This window comes from Mycobacterium sp. IS-1264, assembly GCF_001954195.1.
Taxonomy (GTDB): domain Bacteria; phylum Actinomycetota; class Actinomycetes; order Mycobacteriales; family Mycobacteriaceae; genus Mycobacterium.
Window position 1 is genome coordinate 77,231 of the sequence record NZ_MBES01000067.1, and the last position, 15,778, is coordinate 93,008.

16 protein-coding genes are annotated in these 15,778 nt (G+C 65.8%); 7 read left to right on the forward strand and 9 right to left on the reverse strand.

The genetic code is table 11. The annotated features are described in order from the left end of the window. Positions 1-8 precede the first annotated feature (8 nt). From A5744_RS15910 to A5744_RS15925, 4 genes are read right to left on the reverse strand one after another with little or no spacing between them, the layout of a single operon-like run. The gene (locus tag A5744_RS15910; RefSeq protein ID WP_076062793.1) at positions 9-533 is read right to left on the reverse strand and encodes a hypothetical protein; all 525 of its coding nucleotides are present in this window, start codon (positions 531-533) and stop codon (positions 9-11) included. Between the two features lies 1 nt (position 534). After that, complete coding sequence (locus A5744_RS15915) at positions 535-813, reverse strand: putative holin (protein WP_170874506.1); 279 nt, start codon at positions 811-813, stop codon at positions 535-537. Continuing rightward, positions 810-1,286: a DUF779 domain-containing protein gene (locus tag A5744_RS15920; RefSeq protein WP_139331386.1), complete on the reverse strand. Its 477-nt coding sequence runs from the start codon at positions 1,284-1,286 to the stop codon at positions 810-812. The genes A5744_RS15915 and A5744_RS15920 overlap by 4 nt, the downstream gene beginning before the upstream one ends. Then, positions 1,283-2,806: an aldehyde dehydrogenase family protein gene (locus tag A5744_RS15925; protein WP_076062580.1), complete on the reverse strand. Its 1,524-nt coding sequence runs from the start codon at positions 2,804-2,806 to the stop codon at positions 1,283-1,285. Before A5744_RS15925 ends, A5744_RS15920 begins: the two co-directional genes overlap by 4 nt. Before the next feature lie 69 nt (positions 2,807-2,875). Here A5744_RS15925 and A5744_RS15930 point away from each other — a divergent pair, with 69 nt between their 5' ends. Next, positions 2,876-4,912: a prolyl oligopeptidase family protein gene (locus tag A5744_RS15930; RefSeq protein WP_083679311.1), complete on the forward strand. Its 2,037-nt coding sequence runs from the start codon at positions 2,876-2,878 to the stop codon at positions 4,910-4,912. Then, complete coding sequence (locus A5744_RS15935) at positions 4,909-5,235, forward strand: hypothetical protein (protein WP_076062583.1); 327 nt, start codon at positions 4,909-4,911, stop codon at positions 5,233-5,235. Before A5744_RS15930 ends, A5744_RS15935 begins: the two co-directional genes overlap by 4 nt. A gap of 62 nt (positions 5,236-5,297) precedes the next feature. Here A5744_RS15935 and A5744_RS15940 read toward each other — a convergent pair whose 3' ends face one another. Further along, the gene (locus A5744_RS15940) at positions 5,298-5,786 is read right to left on the reverse strand and encodes a MarR family transcriptional regulator (protein ID WP_076062585.1); all 489 of its coding nucleotides are present in this window, start codon (positions 5,784-5,786) and stop codon (positions 5,298-5,300) included. A 69-nt stretch (positions 5,787-5,855) separates the two neighbouring features. Here A5744_RS15940 and A5744_RS15945 point away from each other — a divergent pair, with 69 nt between their 5' ends. From A5744_RS15945 to A5744_RS15955, 3 genes are all read left to right on the forward strand, one after another. Further along, complete coding sequence (locus A5744_RS15945) at positions 5,856-6,521, forward strand: class I SAM-dependent methyltransferase (RefSeq protein ID WP_240563062.1); 666 nt, start codon at positions 5,856-5,858, stop codon at positions 6,519-6,521. A 52-nt stretch (positions 6,522-6,573) separates the two neighbouring features. Beyond that, positions 6,574-7,488: a crotonase/enoyl-CoA hydratase family protein gene (locus tag A5744_RS15950; protein ID WP_076062588.1), complete on the forward strand. Its 915-nt coding sequence runs from the start codon at positions 6,574-6,576 to the stop codon at positions 7,486-7,488. Positions 7,489-7,553: 65 nt separating this feature from the next. Further along, positions 7,554-8,006: a DUF5078 domain-containing protein gene (locus A5744_RS15955; RefSeq protein WP_076062590.1), complete on the forward strand. Its 453-nt coding sequence runs from the start codon at positions 7,554-7,556 to the stop codon at positions 8,004-8,006. 10 nt (positions 8,007-8,016) lie between these two features. Here the strand turns inward: A5744_RS15955 and A5744_RS15960 are convergent, their stop codons facing one another. Continuing rightward, positions 8,017-9,189, reverse strand: a complete 1,173-nt coding sequence (locus tag A5744_RS15960; RefSeq protein WP_076062592.1) for an SRPBCC family protein — start codon at positions 9,187-9,189, stop codon at positions 8,017-8,019. Between the two features lie 19 nt (positions 9,190-9,208). On the opposite strand from A5744_RS15960, the gene A5744_RS15965 reads away from it, so the two are divergent. After that, the gene (locus A5744_RS15965; protein WP_076062594.1) at positions 9,209-10,048 is read left to right on the forward strand and encodes a PaaX family transcriptional regulator C-terminal domain-containing protein; all 840 of its coding nucleotides are present in this window, start codon (positions 9,209-9,211) and stop codon (positions 10,046-10,048) included. A 1-nt stretch (position 10,049) separates the two neighbouring features. Here the strand turns inward: A5744_RS15965 and A5744_RS15970 are convergent, their stop codons facing one another. The 3 genes from A5744_RS15970 to A5744_RS15980 form a co-directional block, all read right to left on the reverse strand. Next, positions 10,050-12,974, reverse strand: a complete 2,925-nt coding sequence (locus A5744_RS15970; protein ID WP_076062595.1) for an MMPL family transporter — start codon at positions 12,972-12,974, stop codon at positions 10,050-10,052. Next, positions 12,971-13,519: an MmpS family transport accessory protein gene (locus A5744_RS15975; protein ID WP_076062597.1), complete on the reverse strand. Its 549-nt coding sequence runs from the start codon at positions 13,517-13,519 to the stop codon at positions 12,971-12,973. The genes A5744_RS15970 and A5744_RS15975 overlap by 4 nt, the downstream gene beginning before the upstream one ends. A 169-nt stretch (positions 13,520-13,688) precedes the next feature. Continuing rightward, on the reverse strand, positions 13,689-14,369 hold the full coding sequence (locus A5744_RS15980) for a TetR family transcriptional regulator (RefSeq protein WP_076062598.1): 681 nt from the start codon (positions 14,367-14,369) through the stop codon (positions 13,689-13,691). Between the two features lie 113 nt (positions 14,370-14,482). On the opposite strand from A5744_RS15980, the gene A5744_RS15985 reads away from it, so the two are divergent. Then, a complete protein-coding gene (locus tag A5744_RS15985) occupies positions 14,483-15,778 on the forward strand; it encodes an FAD-dependent oxidoreductase (RefSeq protein WP_076062600.1) in 1,296 nt (431 codons plus the stop codon).

Consider the following 15,778-nt stretch of genomic DNA (forward strand, 5'->3'; position numbering starts at 1 on the left):
CTAGTGGCCTAGTACGGGATGACGCCGATCAGGCAGTGGCCCACCCGCTCGCAGTAGTAATAGCCGTAGAGCGGCGCGGCGGCGGCGACGGCGGCAAGCGGTCCGGACATCACCGCGATCGACAGCGCCGAGATCAGCGGCCTGCCGTGCATCGCCAGCATCACGCCACCCACCACGCAGGCGACGACGTAGACCAGCACCGCGAACACCGCGGGCGCTTTGTCGATGGTGTGGTACCACCAATAGAACAGCCCAAGCCCGACGACGGCCGCCACGGCCCACACGCCGAGGAGCACCAGAACCAGCTGCCACCACTTCAGGTAGTGGTAGCGGCCGGGAACGGCGACCGGCTGCACCGGCGCACCGCCGGCTTCGGTCACGCCGTCCCGCTCGGTGTCCTCGTCCGGGGCCGTCTCCGGGGCCGGCGTTTCCGGCTCGGCGACGACGGGAACGGGCTGTGAGCCGGTGTCGTCGGAGAAGTCCGGCACGAACGCCTCGGTCCGCGGGTGGGACTCCCGGTCCTCATCAGGCAAGTCAGGCACCCGCCACCACCCGCAGAGCGACGAGCGCGCCGAACCAGCCCGGCGCCACCGCGAGGATGAACGCGCCGACCATCGTGACCCAGCGCCGCCCCGACAGCACGATCGTCAGCAGTCCGATCACACTGGGAACGCCCACCACGAGTGCGATCGCGATGTCCGGGCGGACCCTCGGATGGTCCACGACGGTGAACGCCACGGCCGCCAATAACCCGACCGCACAACCGATCAGCATGGCACTGGCCAGCAGCCACGGACGCGGAAGGGGAATCACTTTCTCGACTGTACTGCGGTTGGGCAGGTCCCCAATGCCGCGTCGGCCACCACCGGACCGCGTGTCGCAGGCCGTTCACCGCGCTCGTAGTCGGCGCCGGTGATGACCGTGGCCAACGACGCCTGCTCGTCGTCGGTGAACACCCGGCCGCGCGACAGGAATCGCATCCCCTCGGGCGCTTCCAGGCTGAACCCGCCGCCGCGGCCGGGCACCACGTCGATGACCAGCTGCGTGTGCTTCCAGGTCTGGTACTGCGGACCCGAAATCCACACCGGCACCCCGTCTCCGACATCGAGCACGCCGAGCAAGACGTCGCGATCGCCGACGATGAAGTCGCCGATCGGATAGCACATCGGCGACGACCCGTCGCAGCAGCCGCCGGACTGGTGGAACATCACCGGACCGTGCCGCTCCTGTAGCTGCCCAAGGAGCTTGGCAGCAGCCGCGGTGATCACCACCCCGGGGACCATCAGAAGAATCCTTGGGCCTTCTGCGAATAGGACACCATCAGGTTCTTGGTCTGCTGGTAGTGGTCGAGCATCATCTTGTGGTTTTCCCGGCCGATGCCGGACTGCTTGTAACCACCGAACGCCGCGTGCGCCGGGTACACGTGATAGCAGTTGACCCACACCCGGCCGGCCTGGATGTCGCGGCCGGCGCGGTAGGCGGTGTTGCCGTCGCGGCTCCAGACGCCCGCGCCCAGCCCGTAGAGGGTGTCGTTGGCGATGGCAAGAGCGTCGTCGTAGTCCTTGAACGACGTCACCGCCACCACCGGCCCGAAGATCTCCTCCTGGAAGACCCGCATGTTGTTGTTGCCGCCGAAGATCGTCGGCTGCATGTAGAAGCCGCCGGACAGGTCGCCACCCAGCTCGGCGCGCTCTCCGCCGGTGATGATCTTGGCGCCCTCGTCCTTGCCGATCTCGATGTAGGACAACACCTTTTCCAATTGGTCATTGGAGGCCTGCGAGCCCAGCATGGTCTCGGAGTCCAGCGGGTCGCCCTGCCGGACCGCCTTGGTGCGGATGGCCGCCAGCTCCAGGAACTCGTCGTAGATGTCGGCCTGGATCAGGCTGCGCGACGGGCAGGTGCACACCTCGCCCTGGTTGAGGGCGAACATGGTGAAGCCCTCCAGCGCCTTGTCCTGGAAATCGTCGTGCGCGGCCATCACGTCGGAGAAGAAGATGTTGGGGCTCTTGCCGCCGAGTTCCAGCGTGACCGGGATCAGGTTCTGCGACGCGTACTGCATGATCAGTCGCCCGGTGGTGGTCTCCCCGGTGAAGGCGACCTTGGCGATGCGGTTGCTCGACGCAAGTGGCTTGCCGGCCTCCGCGCCGAATCCGTTGACCACGTTGACCACCCCGGGCGGCAGCAGGTCGCCGATCAGCGACATGAGATAGAGCACCGACGCCGGGGTCTGCTCGGCGGGCTTGAGCACCGCGGCATTGCCGGCCGCCAGTGCGGGCGCCAGCTTCCAGCTCGCCATCAGGATCGGGAAGTTCCAGGGAATGATCTGGCCGACCACGCCCAGCGGTTCGTGAAAGTGGTAGGCGACGGTGTCCTCGTCGATCTGAGACAGCGAGCCCTCCTGCGCGCGGATCGCCGCCGCGAAATACCGGAAGTGATCGGCGGCCAGTGGGATGTCGGCGGCCAGCGCCTCCCGGATCGGTTTCCCGTTGTCCCACACCTCGGCCACCGCCAGCGCGGCCTTGTTTTCCTCGATGCGGTCGGCGATCTTGTTCAGGATTGACGCGCGCTCGGCGGGCGCGGTCTTGCCCCAGGCGGGTGCGGCCGCGTGCGCGGCGTCGAGCGCCTTTTCCACATCGGACTCGTCCGACCTGGCGATCTCACAGAACGTCTGACCGGTCACCGGCGTCGGGTTCTCGAAATAGCGGCCGCCCGTCGGCGCGACCCACTGGCCCCCGATGAAGTTCTCGTACCGGGATTCATACGACATCAATGCCCCGGCGGCACCTGGACGTGCGAAAACAGTCATCTGCTCTCACTCCTCGTTCTGTCCTCCTGCGATACAGCTCACACTACCGCCGGGGTCACAATGGCTTCCATGACTTCAGAGGCTGTCGATACCCCCGACCACTTGGCCGAGGACCCGTACCTGTGGCTCGAGGACGTCACCGGCGAGGAGGCGCTGGATTGGGTCCGGGCGCGCAACGAGCCGACGCTCGCCGAATTCTGCGATGCGCGGTTCGCGCAGATGCGCACCGAGGCACTCGAGGTGCTCGACACCGACACTCGAATCCCGTATGTCGTCCGCCGCGGCGAGTACCTCTATAACTTCTGGCGCGACGCCGCCAATCCGCGCGGGCTGTGGCGACGCACCACCCTGGACAGTTACCGCACCGACTCCCCCGAGTGGGACGTGCTGATCGACGTCGACGAGCTGGGTCGCGCGGACGACGAGAAATGGGTGTGGGCCGGCGCCGGCGTCATCGAACCCGACCACACCCGCGCCCTGATCGCCCTGTCGCGGGGCGGCTCGGACGCGTCCATCGTACGCGAATTCGACATGGCGACAAGGGAATTCGTCGCCGGCGGGTTCGAGCTGCCCGAGGCCAAGTCGCAGGTCGCCTGGGCCGACCCGGACACCGTGCTGGTGGGCACCGATTTCGGCGCCGGCTCGCTCACCGAATCGGGCTATCCCCGCGTGATCAAGCGGTGGCGGCGCGGAACGCCCTTGGCCGACGCGCAGACCGTGTTCGAGGGCACGTCTTCCGACGTCCGCGTGTTCGCCTCGGTGGACCGCACACCGGGCTTCGAACGCACCCTGTTGCTTCGCGCACTCGACTTCTGGAACGACGAGGTCTACGAACTGCGGGGCGCCGAGCTGATTCGCATCGACGCGCCCACCGACGCCAGCGTGTCGATCCACCGCGAGTGGATATTGATCGAGCTGCGCACCGACTGGTACTTCCGCGACACGGTGTACCCCGCGGGTTCGCTGCTCGCGGCCGACTATGACGAATTCCTTGCCGGCACAGCCGAATTGCGGGTGGTGTTCGAGCCCGACGACCACACCGCGCTCAACCACTACGCGTGGACGAAGGACCGCCTGCTGATCGTCACGCTGGCCGACGTGGCGAGCCGCGTGGAGATCGCCACGCCGGGCACGTGGCGGCGCGAGCCGGTGCCGGGCATCCCGGCCGCCACCAACACCGTCGTCGTCACCGCCGATGACACCGGCGACGAGTTCTTTCTGGACTCCAGCGGATTCGTCACGCCCTCGCGGCTGCTACGCGCCGCCGGCGACGGGCACCCAGACCCGATAAAATCCGCACCGGCATTCTTCGACGCCGAAAACTTGTCCGTGGCACAGCATTTCGCGACCTCCGACGACGGGACGTCGATCCCGTACTTCGTGGTGCGGCCCCGCAAAGCGGACGGCCCGGGCCCCACCCTGCTGAGCGGCTACGGCGGATTCGAAGTCGCCCGAACCCCCGGCTACGACGGCGTGCTGGGCCGGCTCTGGCTTGCCCGCGGCGGGACCTTCGTGATGGCCAACATCCGCGGCGGCGGCGAGTACGGGCCCGGGTGGCACACCCAGGCGATGCGCGAGGGCCGGCACAAGGTGGCCGAGGATTTCGCCGCGGTGGCAACCGATCTGGTGCGCCGCGGCATCACGACCGTCGAGCAGCTCGGCGCGCGCGGCGGCAGCAACGGCGGTCTGCTGATGGGCATCATGCTCACCCAATACCCGGAGAAGTTCGGCGCGCTGGTCTGCGACGTGCCGCTGCTGGACATGCGGCGCTACCACCTGTTGCTCGCGGGCGCGTCCTGGGTGGCCGAGTACGGCGACCCGGACAATCCCGACGACTGGGAGTTCATCTCCAAATATTCGCCGTACCAGAACATCTCGACACGGCCATATCCGCCGGTGCTGTTCACCACGTCCACCCGCGACGACCGGGTGCACCCGGGCCATGCCCGCAAGATGGCGGCGGCGTTGCAGGACGCGGGCCACCGGGCCTGGTATTACGAGAACATCGAGGGCGGGCACGCCGGCGCTGCCGACAACGAGCAGATCGCGTTCAAGTCGGCGCTGAGCTATTCGTTCCTCTGGCGGACCCTGGGAGGCAAGGCATGAAGATCCTCGACGTCATCGAGGTCGGGTTGGTCTTTGCCGGGCTGATCCTGATCGCCGCCGGCTGGGCGCAGATTCGTTTTCGCTTCATCGCCGGGCGCCGCAAGGCCCGTTACTTCTACTGGGGAACCTCGGCTCTCGGCATCCTCTTCTTCGCCTTCGGGACGGGCAAGCTGTGGCCGAACGCCATCATGACGACGCTGATCTTCTCGGCCATCGTGGTGGGATCGGCCTACCTGGCATCGCCTTATCTGAAGATCGGCGACCGGATCTACGCGTGGAATCCGGAAAACCGCCAGCCCGACCCACCCGATGAGGAGCGCTAGCCCACATCCCCTGGGTGACTATTGGCGATGGGAATTCGACGCCATCACGCCAACCACTGCGGTCAAGAACCGGCCGCTTCAACTCTGTTGTGCGCGACAGTCACGCGAGGGCGTTCCATCGGAAACTCGTTCATTTTTGAGAACAGCTTCACGACTGAGCGCAGTTCGGGTTCTGGCATTCCATGCAGGAGGGTCTCCATTTGCCGCTCGATCTCCGCATAGACGGCCCGGATTTTCTTTAACTTCGCCGGATTCAAACGCACCAGAATGCTGCGGCGGTCGCGCGGGTTTGGCTGCCGCTTGACATAGCCGCCTTTCTCCAGTCGGTCGAGCATCACGGTGACGCCGCCCGTGGTAAGTCCGGTGCAGCGGGCCAGCTCGCCAGGGGTCGACGGACCGAGCAAGTCGAGCACGTTGATGCACTGCATATCGGTGAGGCGCAAGCCCAACCTGTCGGCGATCTGCTGGTTGTTGAGGATGCTTCCGGCGATGAACTGCCGGAGGCAGCGGATCACGGTCTCGTGCAACGCGGCGCGGTTTGAGCTTGACATCGGCTTCAGTTCGCCTACTCTCTAACTATCTTATTTACTAAGATACATTCCCGCAAAGGAGTGCTTCGCGTGGCGGCCGTGACGACCAAAGGGTACCGGGGAATGGGGATGGAGGGCGCCATCGCCCGCTGGTATGACAAGAGCACCCGCAAGGACATGGAGCGCTTCCGAACGCTGGCTGCGCGTGTGCGCGAGCTGCTGCCGCAAGGCGGCGACATGCTGGAAGTGGCGCCGGGCCCCGGCTACTTCGCGGTCGAAATGGCAAAGCGCGGCACTTATCGCGTGACCGGGCTCGACATCAGCCGGACGATGGTGGAGCTGGCGCGTAAAAATGCCGCCGAGGCGGGCGTCGAGGTCGACTTTCGGCACGGCAACGCCTCGGCGATGCCGTTCTCGGACGAGAGCTTCGATCTTTTGACCTGTAGTGCGGCGTTCAAGAATTTCTCCGAGCCGCACTATGCACTGCAGGAGATGTACCGCGTGTTGCGCCCTGGCGGCATCGCGCTCGTCGTCGACTTGCGCAAGGACGTGCCAATGTCCGAAATCAAAAGACACTTCGACACGGTGGGCCTGGGCACGGTCGAACGCTGGATGACCCTCGCCGCGTTTCGGTTCATGCTGCTCAGACGGGCTTATACGAGAGCGCAGTTTGAGCGGATGCTCACCGACGTTGCTTTCCGGGAAAAGGAAGTTCGGAACGCGGAGATTGGCGTCGAACTCTTGCTCCGCAAGTGAAGCAGTGTTCTGACCGCTGGACACATCACCATCAAGCGGCTTCGCTTGAGCCATGTCGACACCCGACTTCGAGACGCTGATCTACAACGCCGCCGGCCCGATCGCCACCATCACGCTCAACCGCCCGGAGCAGCTCAACACGGTCGTCCCGCCCATGCCCGACGAGATCGAAGCGGCGGTGGGGCTGGCCGAACGCGACCCGGACGTGAAGGTCATCGTGCTGCGCGGCGCCGGCCGCGCGTTCTCCGGAGGCTACGACTTCGGTGGCGGGTTTCGGCACTGGGGCGAGGGGATGACGACCGACGGCAAGTGGGACCCGGGCAAGGATTTCGCGATGGTGACCGCCCGCGAGACGGGGCCGACGCAAAAATTCATGGCCATCTGGCGGGCGTCCAAACCGGTCATCGCCCAAGTGCACGGCTGGTGTGTGGGCGGGGCCAGCGACTACGCGCTGTGCGCCGACATCGTGATCGCCAGCGAGGACGCGGTGATCGGAACCCCGTACAGCCGGATGTGGGGGGCCTACCTCACCGGCATGTGGCTGTATCGGCTGAGCCTGGCCAGGGTCAAATGGCACTCGTTGACCGGTCGGCCCCTGACCGGTATCCAGGCCGCCGAGGTCGAGCTGATCAACGAGGCGGTGCCGTTCGAGCGCCTCGAGGCTCGCGTGGCCGAGATCGCCGCCGAGCTGGCCCGGATCCCGCTGTCCCAATTGCGGGCGCAGAAGCTGATCGTCAACCAGGCCTACGAAAACATGGGCCTGGCGTCGACCCAGGTGCTGGGCGGCATTCTCGACGGCCTGATGCGCAATACCCCTGACGCCCTCGACTTCATCAGGACCGCCGAAACCCAAGGTGTGCGCGCAGCAGTCGAGCGCCGCGACGGCCCGTTCGGCGACTACAGTCAGGCCCCGCCGGAGCTCCGCCCGGACCCCTCGCACGTCATCGTCCCTGATAGCGGTACTTAGTAAGATAGGTTACGAATTCGCTACCGCCTGTCCTTCGCCACCCGGAAAGTGCTACCGTAGCCTCTATGTCTCGGCTCAGCTCCAGCCTGCGTGCAGGCGCCATGTTCCTCGCATTGGGCTTCGCCGCTGCGGCGGTCCCGACGACCGCGGCGGCCGATTCCACCGAAGATTTCCCGATCCCGCGCCGGATGATCAACACCACCTGCGACGCCGAGCAGATCCTCGCGGCGTCCAGGGATACCAGCCCGGTGTACTACCAGCGGTACATGATCGACTTCAACAACCACCCCAACGTCCAGCAGGCGACGATCGACAAGGCGCACTGGTTCTACTCACTGTCGCCGGAGGACCGCAGGAACTACTCCGAAAACTTCTATGCGCCGGTCTCCGATCCGCTCTGGGTGGCGTGGCCCAACCACATGAAGATCTTCTTCAACAACAAGGGCGTCGTCGCCAAGGCCACCGACATCTGCAACCAGTACCCGCCCGGCGACATGTCGGTGTGGAACTGGGCGTAGCTGCTCGGGCCTAACCGAAGCGGGCCAACCGCTCATCGAGGGTCGCGTGAAAGCGGCCGATGGCGCTTTCGTGGCGCCCGAACTCCAGGAACGTGTTCGCCCCAGCGTGCAGTCCGCGCTGCACGCCTTCGGACATCTCGTTGTCCTCTAACGCACCGGCATCGAGCAGGCTGCGCGCCCCCGGCTCGGCGACGACCGCGTTCGACAGCTGCTGGGCAATCGCGGGAGTGACCATCGCGTAGAGGGAGACGACGGAGTTCGCGACGTCCACCGGGTCGATCACGATCAATATCGTCTGGTCGGGGAACGTCGCAATCATCACATTGGGGAACAGGTGATAAACGTATGTCACCCGGGCATCGATGTTCCACGCCGATTCGGGACGATCGCGAAGTCGCTCAATGTTGCGGTACGGGAACGTGATTCGAGTATTGGGGCCGAACGATTCGACGACGGTGAGATCGTCGTACTGGAGCGGGAAAAACGTGTCCTTGTGCGTCGAGCGGATGTGATAGCCCTCCAGGAACTGTTCGACGAGGACTTTCCAATTCATCTGCCGCGCAGTCGCATTCACATACACCAGCCTCTCGGCCGGCAGCAGCTTGTCGCGCCATGGGCTGCCGTCGGACAGGGCCGCCATGGCATCGTCGGCGTGCTGTCGCACGGTGGCCGGCGGATCGAGCGGGTCGATGACGATCAGGCCGTCCACCTCGCGGCTTTCCACCTCGACCAGGCCGCGGGCCGACGTGTCCAGATCGGGGAACGCCTCGTCGTGCGGAACGTGTGATAGCGAGCCGTCCAGCCGATACGTCCAGCCGTGGTAGCGACACACCAACGCGTGCGAGCAGCCCGGGCCCTCGACGAGGGCCATTCCCCGGTGCCGGCATGCGTTGCGGAATACCCGGGACCGGCCATCGCGGCCGCGCACGGCGAACAGTGGCACCCCAAAGGTGGTGCGTTCGGCGTGGTCGCCGACGTTGGGGATGGCCACCGAGGGCAGGTACACGCTCGGGAACGCGCGCAGCACCCGCATCTCCTCGGCGAATCGGCTTGCATCCACGTAGTTGCGGACCGGCTCGCGCCACACCTCGCCCTCGTCGGTCGTTCCCGCGTCGATATGGGAAAGGATCCGCCGGACGATCTCCACGTCCGGGGCTACCGGAGATCTTGTCGGAGTGCTCATAGTCTGGAAGTATCACACTGTGCCTGTCACGCGTCAATCATTTCGTGATAACCGTTCCGAGGTCGCCGCTGCGGTCGGAGACCGCGCGCTCAGCGCGCGATCGGTACTGGCGAGCGCGTTACTGGGCGCCGACGAACCGCGACTCACCGCCGCCGAGCTTGTCGCGGTGGCCTCACTATTCGGCATCAGCGGGGGCGCCGCACGCACGTGCCTGTGGCGCATGGTCTCCAGTGGGGAACTCACGAGCGACGACGGGACCTACGCGCTGGCGGGACACTTGCTGGAACGACGCGAACGGGTCGACGACGCCGCGCGCATCCCCGACGTGGCGACACGCGGCTGGGACGGAACGTGGGAACTGGCCGTCGTCTCGGCCGAGCGCCGCCCGCCGGCCGAACGCCTCGAGCTGCGTAAGGCCGCCACCGCACTGCACCTGGCCGAACTTCGCGAGGGCGTGTGGATGCGACCGGATAACCTTGACCCGCAACGACTCCCGACCATGCGCAGCGTCCTGGACCGCCAATGCGTCCACTTCCACAAGGCCGCCTCGACGATCGCCGACGACACCGTGAGATCGCTGTTCTCCCTTGACGATTGGGCCAGCCAGGCGAAACGGTTGGCCGGCGCCATGCGGGCCGAACTCGACGGCCCCGCGCTACATCATGACGACACCAGTGCCAGCTTCCGCTTCCAATTCGCGTTGTCGATCGCCGTCGTCCGGCACCTGCAACTCGATCCGCTACTGCCGCCGCACTTCATCTCGGACGACTGGCCGGGAAATCGGCTGCGCGATACTTACCGGATTTTCGACGAGGCGTTCAAGCGCCGCATGCACAACGCCTTTCGGCGCGCGCCGTAAGTCAGCGCGCTTGTACCACTCCGCCCACCGGGCGCTCCTCGACGTCGATCAGCTCGCGCACCGCGGGACGCGGTCCGTATGGCCGCAGCATGGTGCTTGCCGGCCGGGGACGCACGTGCTGCGGCCACCAGAACCAGCGCCCGAGCAAGGTGGCCAGCGACGGCGTCATGAACGACCGCACGATCAAGGTGTCGAACAACAGACCCAGCGCGATCGTCGTACCCACCTGGGCCATCACCAGCAGTGGGCTGAACATGAACGTCGCCATGGTCGCGGCGAACACCAGACCGGCGGAGGTCACCACCGAGCCCGAACCGGCCATCGCGCGGATCGTCCCTGTCTTTAGCCCGGCGTGGATTTCCTCCTTGAACCGCGATATCAGCAGCAGGTTGTAGTCCGAGCCGACCGCCAGCAGCAGGATGATCGCCATCGCCAGGACCATCCAGTGCAACTTCATGCCCAGGATGTACTGCCACAGCAGCACGGAGAGCCCGAACGAGGCGCCTAGTGACAGCAACACCGTACCGACGATCACAAAGGCCGCCACGGCGCTTCGGGTGATCACCAGCATGATGATGAAAATCAGTGTGGCTGCGGCAATTCCGGCGATCAGCAGGTCGATGTTGGAGCCGTCGTGCATGTCCTTGTACGTCGCGGCGGTACCGCCGAGGTAGACCTTGGCGCCCTCCCAGGGCGTGCCCTTGATCGCCTCGTGCACGGCCTGCTTGATCGGTTCGATGTGGCGGATGCCTTCAGGACTCGCCGGGTCGCCCTCATGGGAGATGATCAACCGGACGGCGTGCCCATCCGGCGAGATGAACTGTTTGAGACCTCGCGCGAAATCCGGGCTGTTGAACGCCTCAGGCGGAAGGTAGAACGTGTCGTCGTTCTTCGCTTTGTCGAAGGCATCGCCCTGCGCGGTGGCGTTGTCGGCCTGCGCTTTCGCCTGGTCGTTGAGACCGCTTGTGATCGCGTAGTTCGACATGACGGTGTCGAGGTTGCGCTGCTGACTCTCGATCTGCGGCGGGATCAGCGCCACCAGCTTCGGCTGAATCTGATCCAGCTTGTCCAGGTTCGCGCTGAGCTCCACGATGTTCTCCGCCACCTGGTCGATGCCGTCGAGCGCGTTGAAGACCGACCGGAGTGCCCAGCAGATCGGGATGTCGTAGCAATGCTTCTCCCAGTAGAAGAAGCTGCGGAGCGGCCGGAAGAAGTCGTCGAAGTTGGCGATGTCGTCGCGCAACGCCTCGGTGATCTTCACCGTTTCTTTGGTGAGCCTGGTGGTTTCGTGTGTGGTGTTGCTCAGATCCTGGGTGACCTGCATCTGCTCATGCAGCGTTGCCATCGTCCTGCGCAGCTCGTCCGCCTGCTTGAGCAGGTTTGCCGCCTGCTCTTCCTGATAGTGCTGGGTCTGGAGCCGCCCTGCGGCTTGTGCGCCCATCTGAAAACCGAGGGTGCTGTGGTCGAGCGGCGTGCCCAACGGCCGGGTGATGGTCTGCACCCGGCCGATACCGGGGATGTGGAAGACCGCCTTGGCGACCTTGTCCAGGACGATGAAGTCGGCCGGGTTGCGCAAGTCGTGATCGGTCTCGATCATCAACAGCTCAGGATTGAGCCGAGCCTGGTCGAAGTGCCGGTCCGCGGCGGCATAACCGACGTTGGCCGGGGTGTCCGCCGGCAGGAAGTGGCGGTTGTCGTAGTCCGTCTTGTAGCCGGGCAGGGCGAGCAGACCAACCAATGCGACCCCGATGGTCACCGCGAGAACCGGTGCGGGCCAGCGGACGACCGCAGTGCCGATACGGCGCCAGCCCCGAGTCTGCAGCTTCCGCTTCGGATCAAGGAGCTTGAAGAATGACGCCACCGTCAGCATCGCCGGAGCCAGCGTCAACGCCGCGAGCACCGCGACCAGCATGCCGACCGCACAAGGCACCCCCAGCGACTGGAAGTACGGCAGCCGGCAGAAGCTCAGGCAATACATCGCGCCGGCGATGGTCAATCCCGACCCGAGCACGACGTGCGCGGTGCTGTGGAACATGGTGTAGAACGCTTGTTCGCGCGTCTCGCCCAGACCACGGGCCTCGTGATAGCGGCCGACGACGAAGATCGCGTAGTCCGTTCCGGCGGCGATCGCCATCAGCACCAGCATGTTGTTGGCGAAGGTGGACAGCCCCATGACGCCGTAGTTGCCGAGCGTCGCGACGACACCGCGGGCGGCCGCCAGCTCGATGAACACCATCGCCAGCATGATCAGCATGGTGACGAACGAGCGGTAGACGAACAGCAGCATCAGAATGATGACGAGGAAGGTGACGAGCGTGACCTTCGCGACGCCCTTCTCGCCGGCGTGGGACTGGTCGGCGAACAGCGGGCCCGCCCCGGTGACGTAGGCCTTGATTCCCGGCGGCGCGGGCACCGAGTCCACGATCTTGCGGACGGCCAAGGCAGACTCGGTCGCCTCCCCGCCGCCCATGTTGCCGGCGAGGTAAACCTGGACGTACGCGGCCTTTTGATCGTGGCTCTGGGAACCCGCCGCCGTCAGCGGATCGCTCCAGAAATCCTGGACATGCTGAACGTGTTTCTTGTCTTGCTCGACGCGCCTCACGATCTCGTCGTAGTAGCGGTGCGCTTCGGGCCCGAGTGGCTTGTCGCCCTCCAGCAGGATCATGGCCGAGTTGTCGGAGTTGAACTCTTTGAACGTCGACCCGACCTTCATCATCGACTGAAAGGAGGCCGCGTCCGTCGGACTCATCGACACCGAGTGGGTTTTGGCGACGACCTCCAGCTGCGGGGCCACGGTGTTGGTGATGAAGACGATGCCCAACCACACCAGGACGATCGGCAGCGCCAGCCGATGGATCATCCGCGGCAGGAACGGCGGGATCAGCGGCTGATCGACGCGTGGCGGAGCCTCGCCCGGCTCGCTCATGCGGACTTGTCCAGGCAGTAGACGAAGGCGTTCACTGTTTGGTTGGGATCGGAGCGATTCGGAGTCTTGATGACGTCACCGCTCCCGTCGTGCTTGTTCACCACGAACTGGCAGGCGATCCAACTGCCGTCTCCTTGCGCCACCAGGTTTGCCGGGATGCCGGGCTTGGTCGAACTCAATACTTTGCTCCAGGGCAAGGGCACGTTGAGGGCCTGCTGCGGATGGGAGTTTTCGTCGAGGTAATTGATGGTTGCCGTGCTGCCGGGTGGGCCCCAGACCTGAAGCGTGATCGTCTTGGCGTTGAACTCGTCGAGGACCTCGCCGGAGGTGCCGCCGCCGAACGAACCGCGGTGAACGCCGAAGACGCCGTGCAGCCGATAAACGACAAATCCCGACAGCGCGACCACTGCCGCGATCGTGAGCACCAGCCAGAAACGGCCAAAAAACCCCTTTTTCTTGGCGCGCTGTGGGGCGACCTCGTTGCCCTCGCTGCCGGCGGAGCCCTGCTTCATCAGCGGCTCGGTCCTTGGCTCAGTCGTCGTCATGGGCGCTTCAAGTCCTTCACCACGGGCGAAATATTAGTTGGCCTATATTTAACCCTAGCGATGACCCGCGCGTCTCTGCGGCGCTGGGGCGCCGAGCGCTCGGACAGTTCGGGACCGTATTCACCGGTTGCAGTTCGCCAGGCCACAGCGCCTTCGTCCCCCTTCCTGTTCATGACGATTCAAGGCCGATGCAGGTGGCCGTCAGCACTCGGGTAAGGGCGGACGCGAAGTCGATGTTCCACTCCGGCGGCAGGGCATCGGGCTCCTCGGCATAGGCGTCGGTGAGCCGCTCCGGGGGGTTGGCGATGTGCCAGAACGCCGAGGCCAACGAGTACGCGGCGATCAAGACGTCGAAGGCGCCCGAACGACCCAGCGCGGGCAGCGCACCCTCGATGGCGTCGGCCAGCGCGACCGCGGCGGCGGCGATGTTCCGCCTGATCTCGACGACCCTGTCGATCTCCACCTCGTGCTCGAGGTGCAGGTGCAGGTTGGAGAGCAGGTCACAAAACAGCGGGTCGGCCGCCAGCCCGTTGGCCAGCGTCTCGGCCACCCGCGCCGGCGACTTCGGCCCCGGCTTGCCCAACTCCTCGCACACCGTGCCCGACCAGCGCGCCCACCCTTCGGCGGCAAGCTGGAGCAGGACCTCTTTGTGCGAGGTGAAGTAGCGGCGCACCGCGGAGTAGTGAATGCCGGCGCGGCTGGCGACGGCGGTCAAAGTGACTGAGGCGACTCCGGTCTCGATCGCCAGCGAGCGCGCGGCTTCGACGAGGGCCGCCGCACGTTGACGCTTGTTCTCCTCGGTGCGGGCGCGCTGGAAGGTGAGTTGCGCCATCGGCTGAGGATAACGCACATCGTGTGATTTGTATAACGCACATCGTGTGATTTGCGGTCGTTCACCTTCGGCTAGACATCGGTAAGCACGCGGCAGCCCGTCCGCCAGGTCGATGGCTCCGAATAGCTGATGTGGATCAGCCCTATGCCCGCTCGGTCGCGGTCATCGGCAGCGGCGTTGCCGGCCTCACCGCCGCCTACGTCCTGGCCGGACGCGACCGCGTAACCCTGTACGAGGCCGACGCGCGGCTCGGCGGCCACGCGCACACCCACGTTGTGGACGACGGTGACGGACGGGTGATCGGCGTCGACTCGGCCTTCCTCGTGCACAACGACCGGACCTATCCGACACTGTGCCGGTTGTTCGGCGAACTCGGCATCGCCACCCAAGAATCGGAGATGTCAATGTCGGTGCGGGCCGACGACATCGGGCTCGAATACGCTGGCGCCCTTGGCATCCCGGGCCTGTTCGCGTGCCGGCAGTCGTTGCGACCGCGCTACCTGCGCATGCTCGCCGAGATCGTCCGCTTCCACCGTGCCGCGCTGCGGCTGCTGGGCGACGACGCCGACAGCCTCGAGACACTGGACGCCTTCTTGAACCGACACCGGTTCTCGCCGTACTTCATCGACTACTTCATCACTCCGTTGGTGGCGGCGGTGTGGTCCTGCGCCGGCGACGACGCGTTGCGCTATCCGGCCCGCTATCTGTTCGTCTTCCTCGCGCACCACGGCATGCTGTCGGTGTTCGGCTCCCCCACGTGGCGGACCGTGACCGGGGGCTCGGCAACGTACGTGGCGGCCGTCGCCGCTCGGCTCGACGAGGTGTCGACCTCGACGCCGGTGCACTCGCTGCGCCGGGTGCCCAACGGGGTGGTGGTGCGGGCGGGCAACAACCCGCCTCGCCTTTTCGACGCCGCCGTCGTCGCCGTCCATCCCGACCAGGCGTTGCTGTTGCTCGACGGCGCGACGCCCCGGGAGCGCGCCGTACTGGGCGCGATTCCATACTCCACCAACCGGGCCCAGCTGCACACCGACTCCTCGATGCTGCCGCGGCGCGCCCGAGCGCGGGCGTCGTGGAACTACCTGGTGACCCCGGGCAACGACCGCGTGGTGGTCAGCTACGACATCAGCAGGCTGATGCGCATCGACTCGAAGCGCCGGTACCTGGTCACCCTGGGCGGGCATGACCGGGTGCGGCCCGAATCGGTGATCGCCGAGATGACGTACAGCCATCCGCTGTACACGCCGCAATCCGTTGCGGCCCAACGCTTGTTGCCGACTCTGGACGACGACCGCGTGGCCTTCGCCGGCGCCTACCACGGCTGGGGGTTCCACGAGGACGGCGCCGCGTCGGGGCTGCGCGCGGCCCGACGGCTCGGCGCGGACTGGCCGGTGGCGACCCGTCGCCCGGAGGTGGCCGCGTGCTGA

Excerpts from the sequence above, each read along its gene's own strand:
- A5744_RS15925 (WP_076062580.1), bottom strand. The coding sequence starts at position 2,806 with ATGACTGTTTTCGCACGTCCAGGTGCCGCCGGGGCATTGATGTCGTAT.
- A5744_RS15930 (WP_083679311.1), top strand. The coding sequence starts at position 2,876 with ATGACTTCAGAGGCTGTCGATACCCCCGACCACTTGGCCGAGGACCCG.
- A5744_RS15935 (WP_076062583.1), top strand. The coding sequence starts at position 4,909 with ATGAAGATCCTCGACGTCATCGAGGTCGGGTTGGTCTTTGCCGGGCTG.
- A5744_RS15940 (WP_076062585.1), bottom strand. The coding sequence starts at position 5,786 with ATGTCAAGCTCAAACCGCGCCGCGTTGCACGAGACCGTGATCCGCTGC.
- A5744_RS15950 (WP_076062588.1), top strand. The coding sequence starts at position 6,574 with ATGTCGACACCCGACTTCGAGACGCTGATCTACAACGCCGCCGGCCCG.
- A5744_RS15955 (WP_076062590.1), top strand. The coding sequence starts at position 7,554 with ATGTCTCGGCTCAGCTCCAGCCTGCGTGCAGGCGCCATGTTCCTCGCA.
- A5744_RS15960 (WP_076062592.1), bottom strand. The coding sequence starts at position 9,189 with ATGAGCACTCCGACAAGATCTCCGGTAGCCCCGGACGTGGAGATCGTC.
- A5744_RS15970 (WP_076062595.1), bottom strand. The coding sequence starts at position 12,974 with ATGAGCGAGCCGGGCGAGGCTCCGCCACGCGTCGATCAGCCGCTGATC.
- A5744_RS15975 (WP_076062597.1), bottom strand. The coding sequence starts at position 13,519 with ATGACGACGACTGAGCCAAGGACCGAGCCGCTGATGAAGCAGGGCTCC.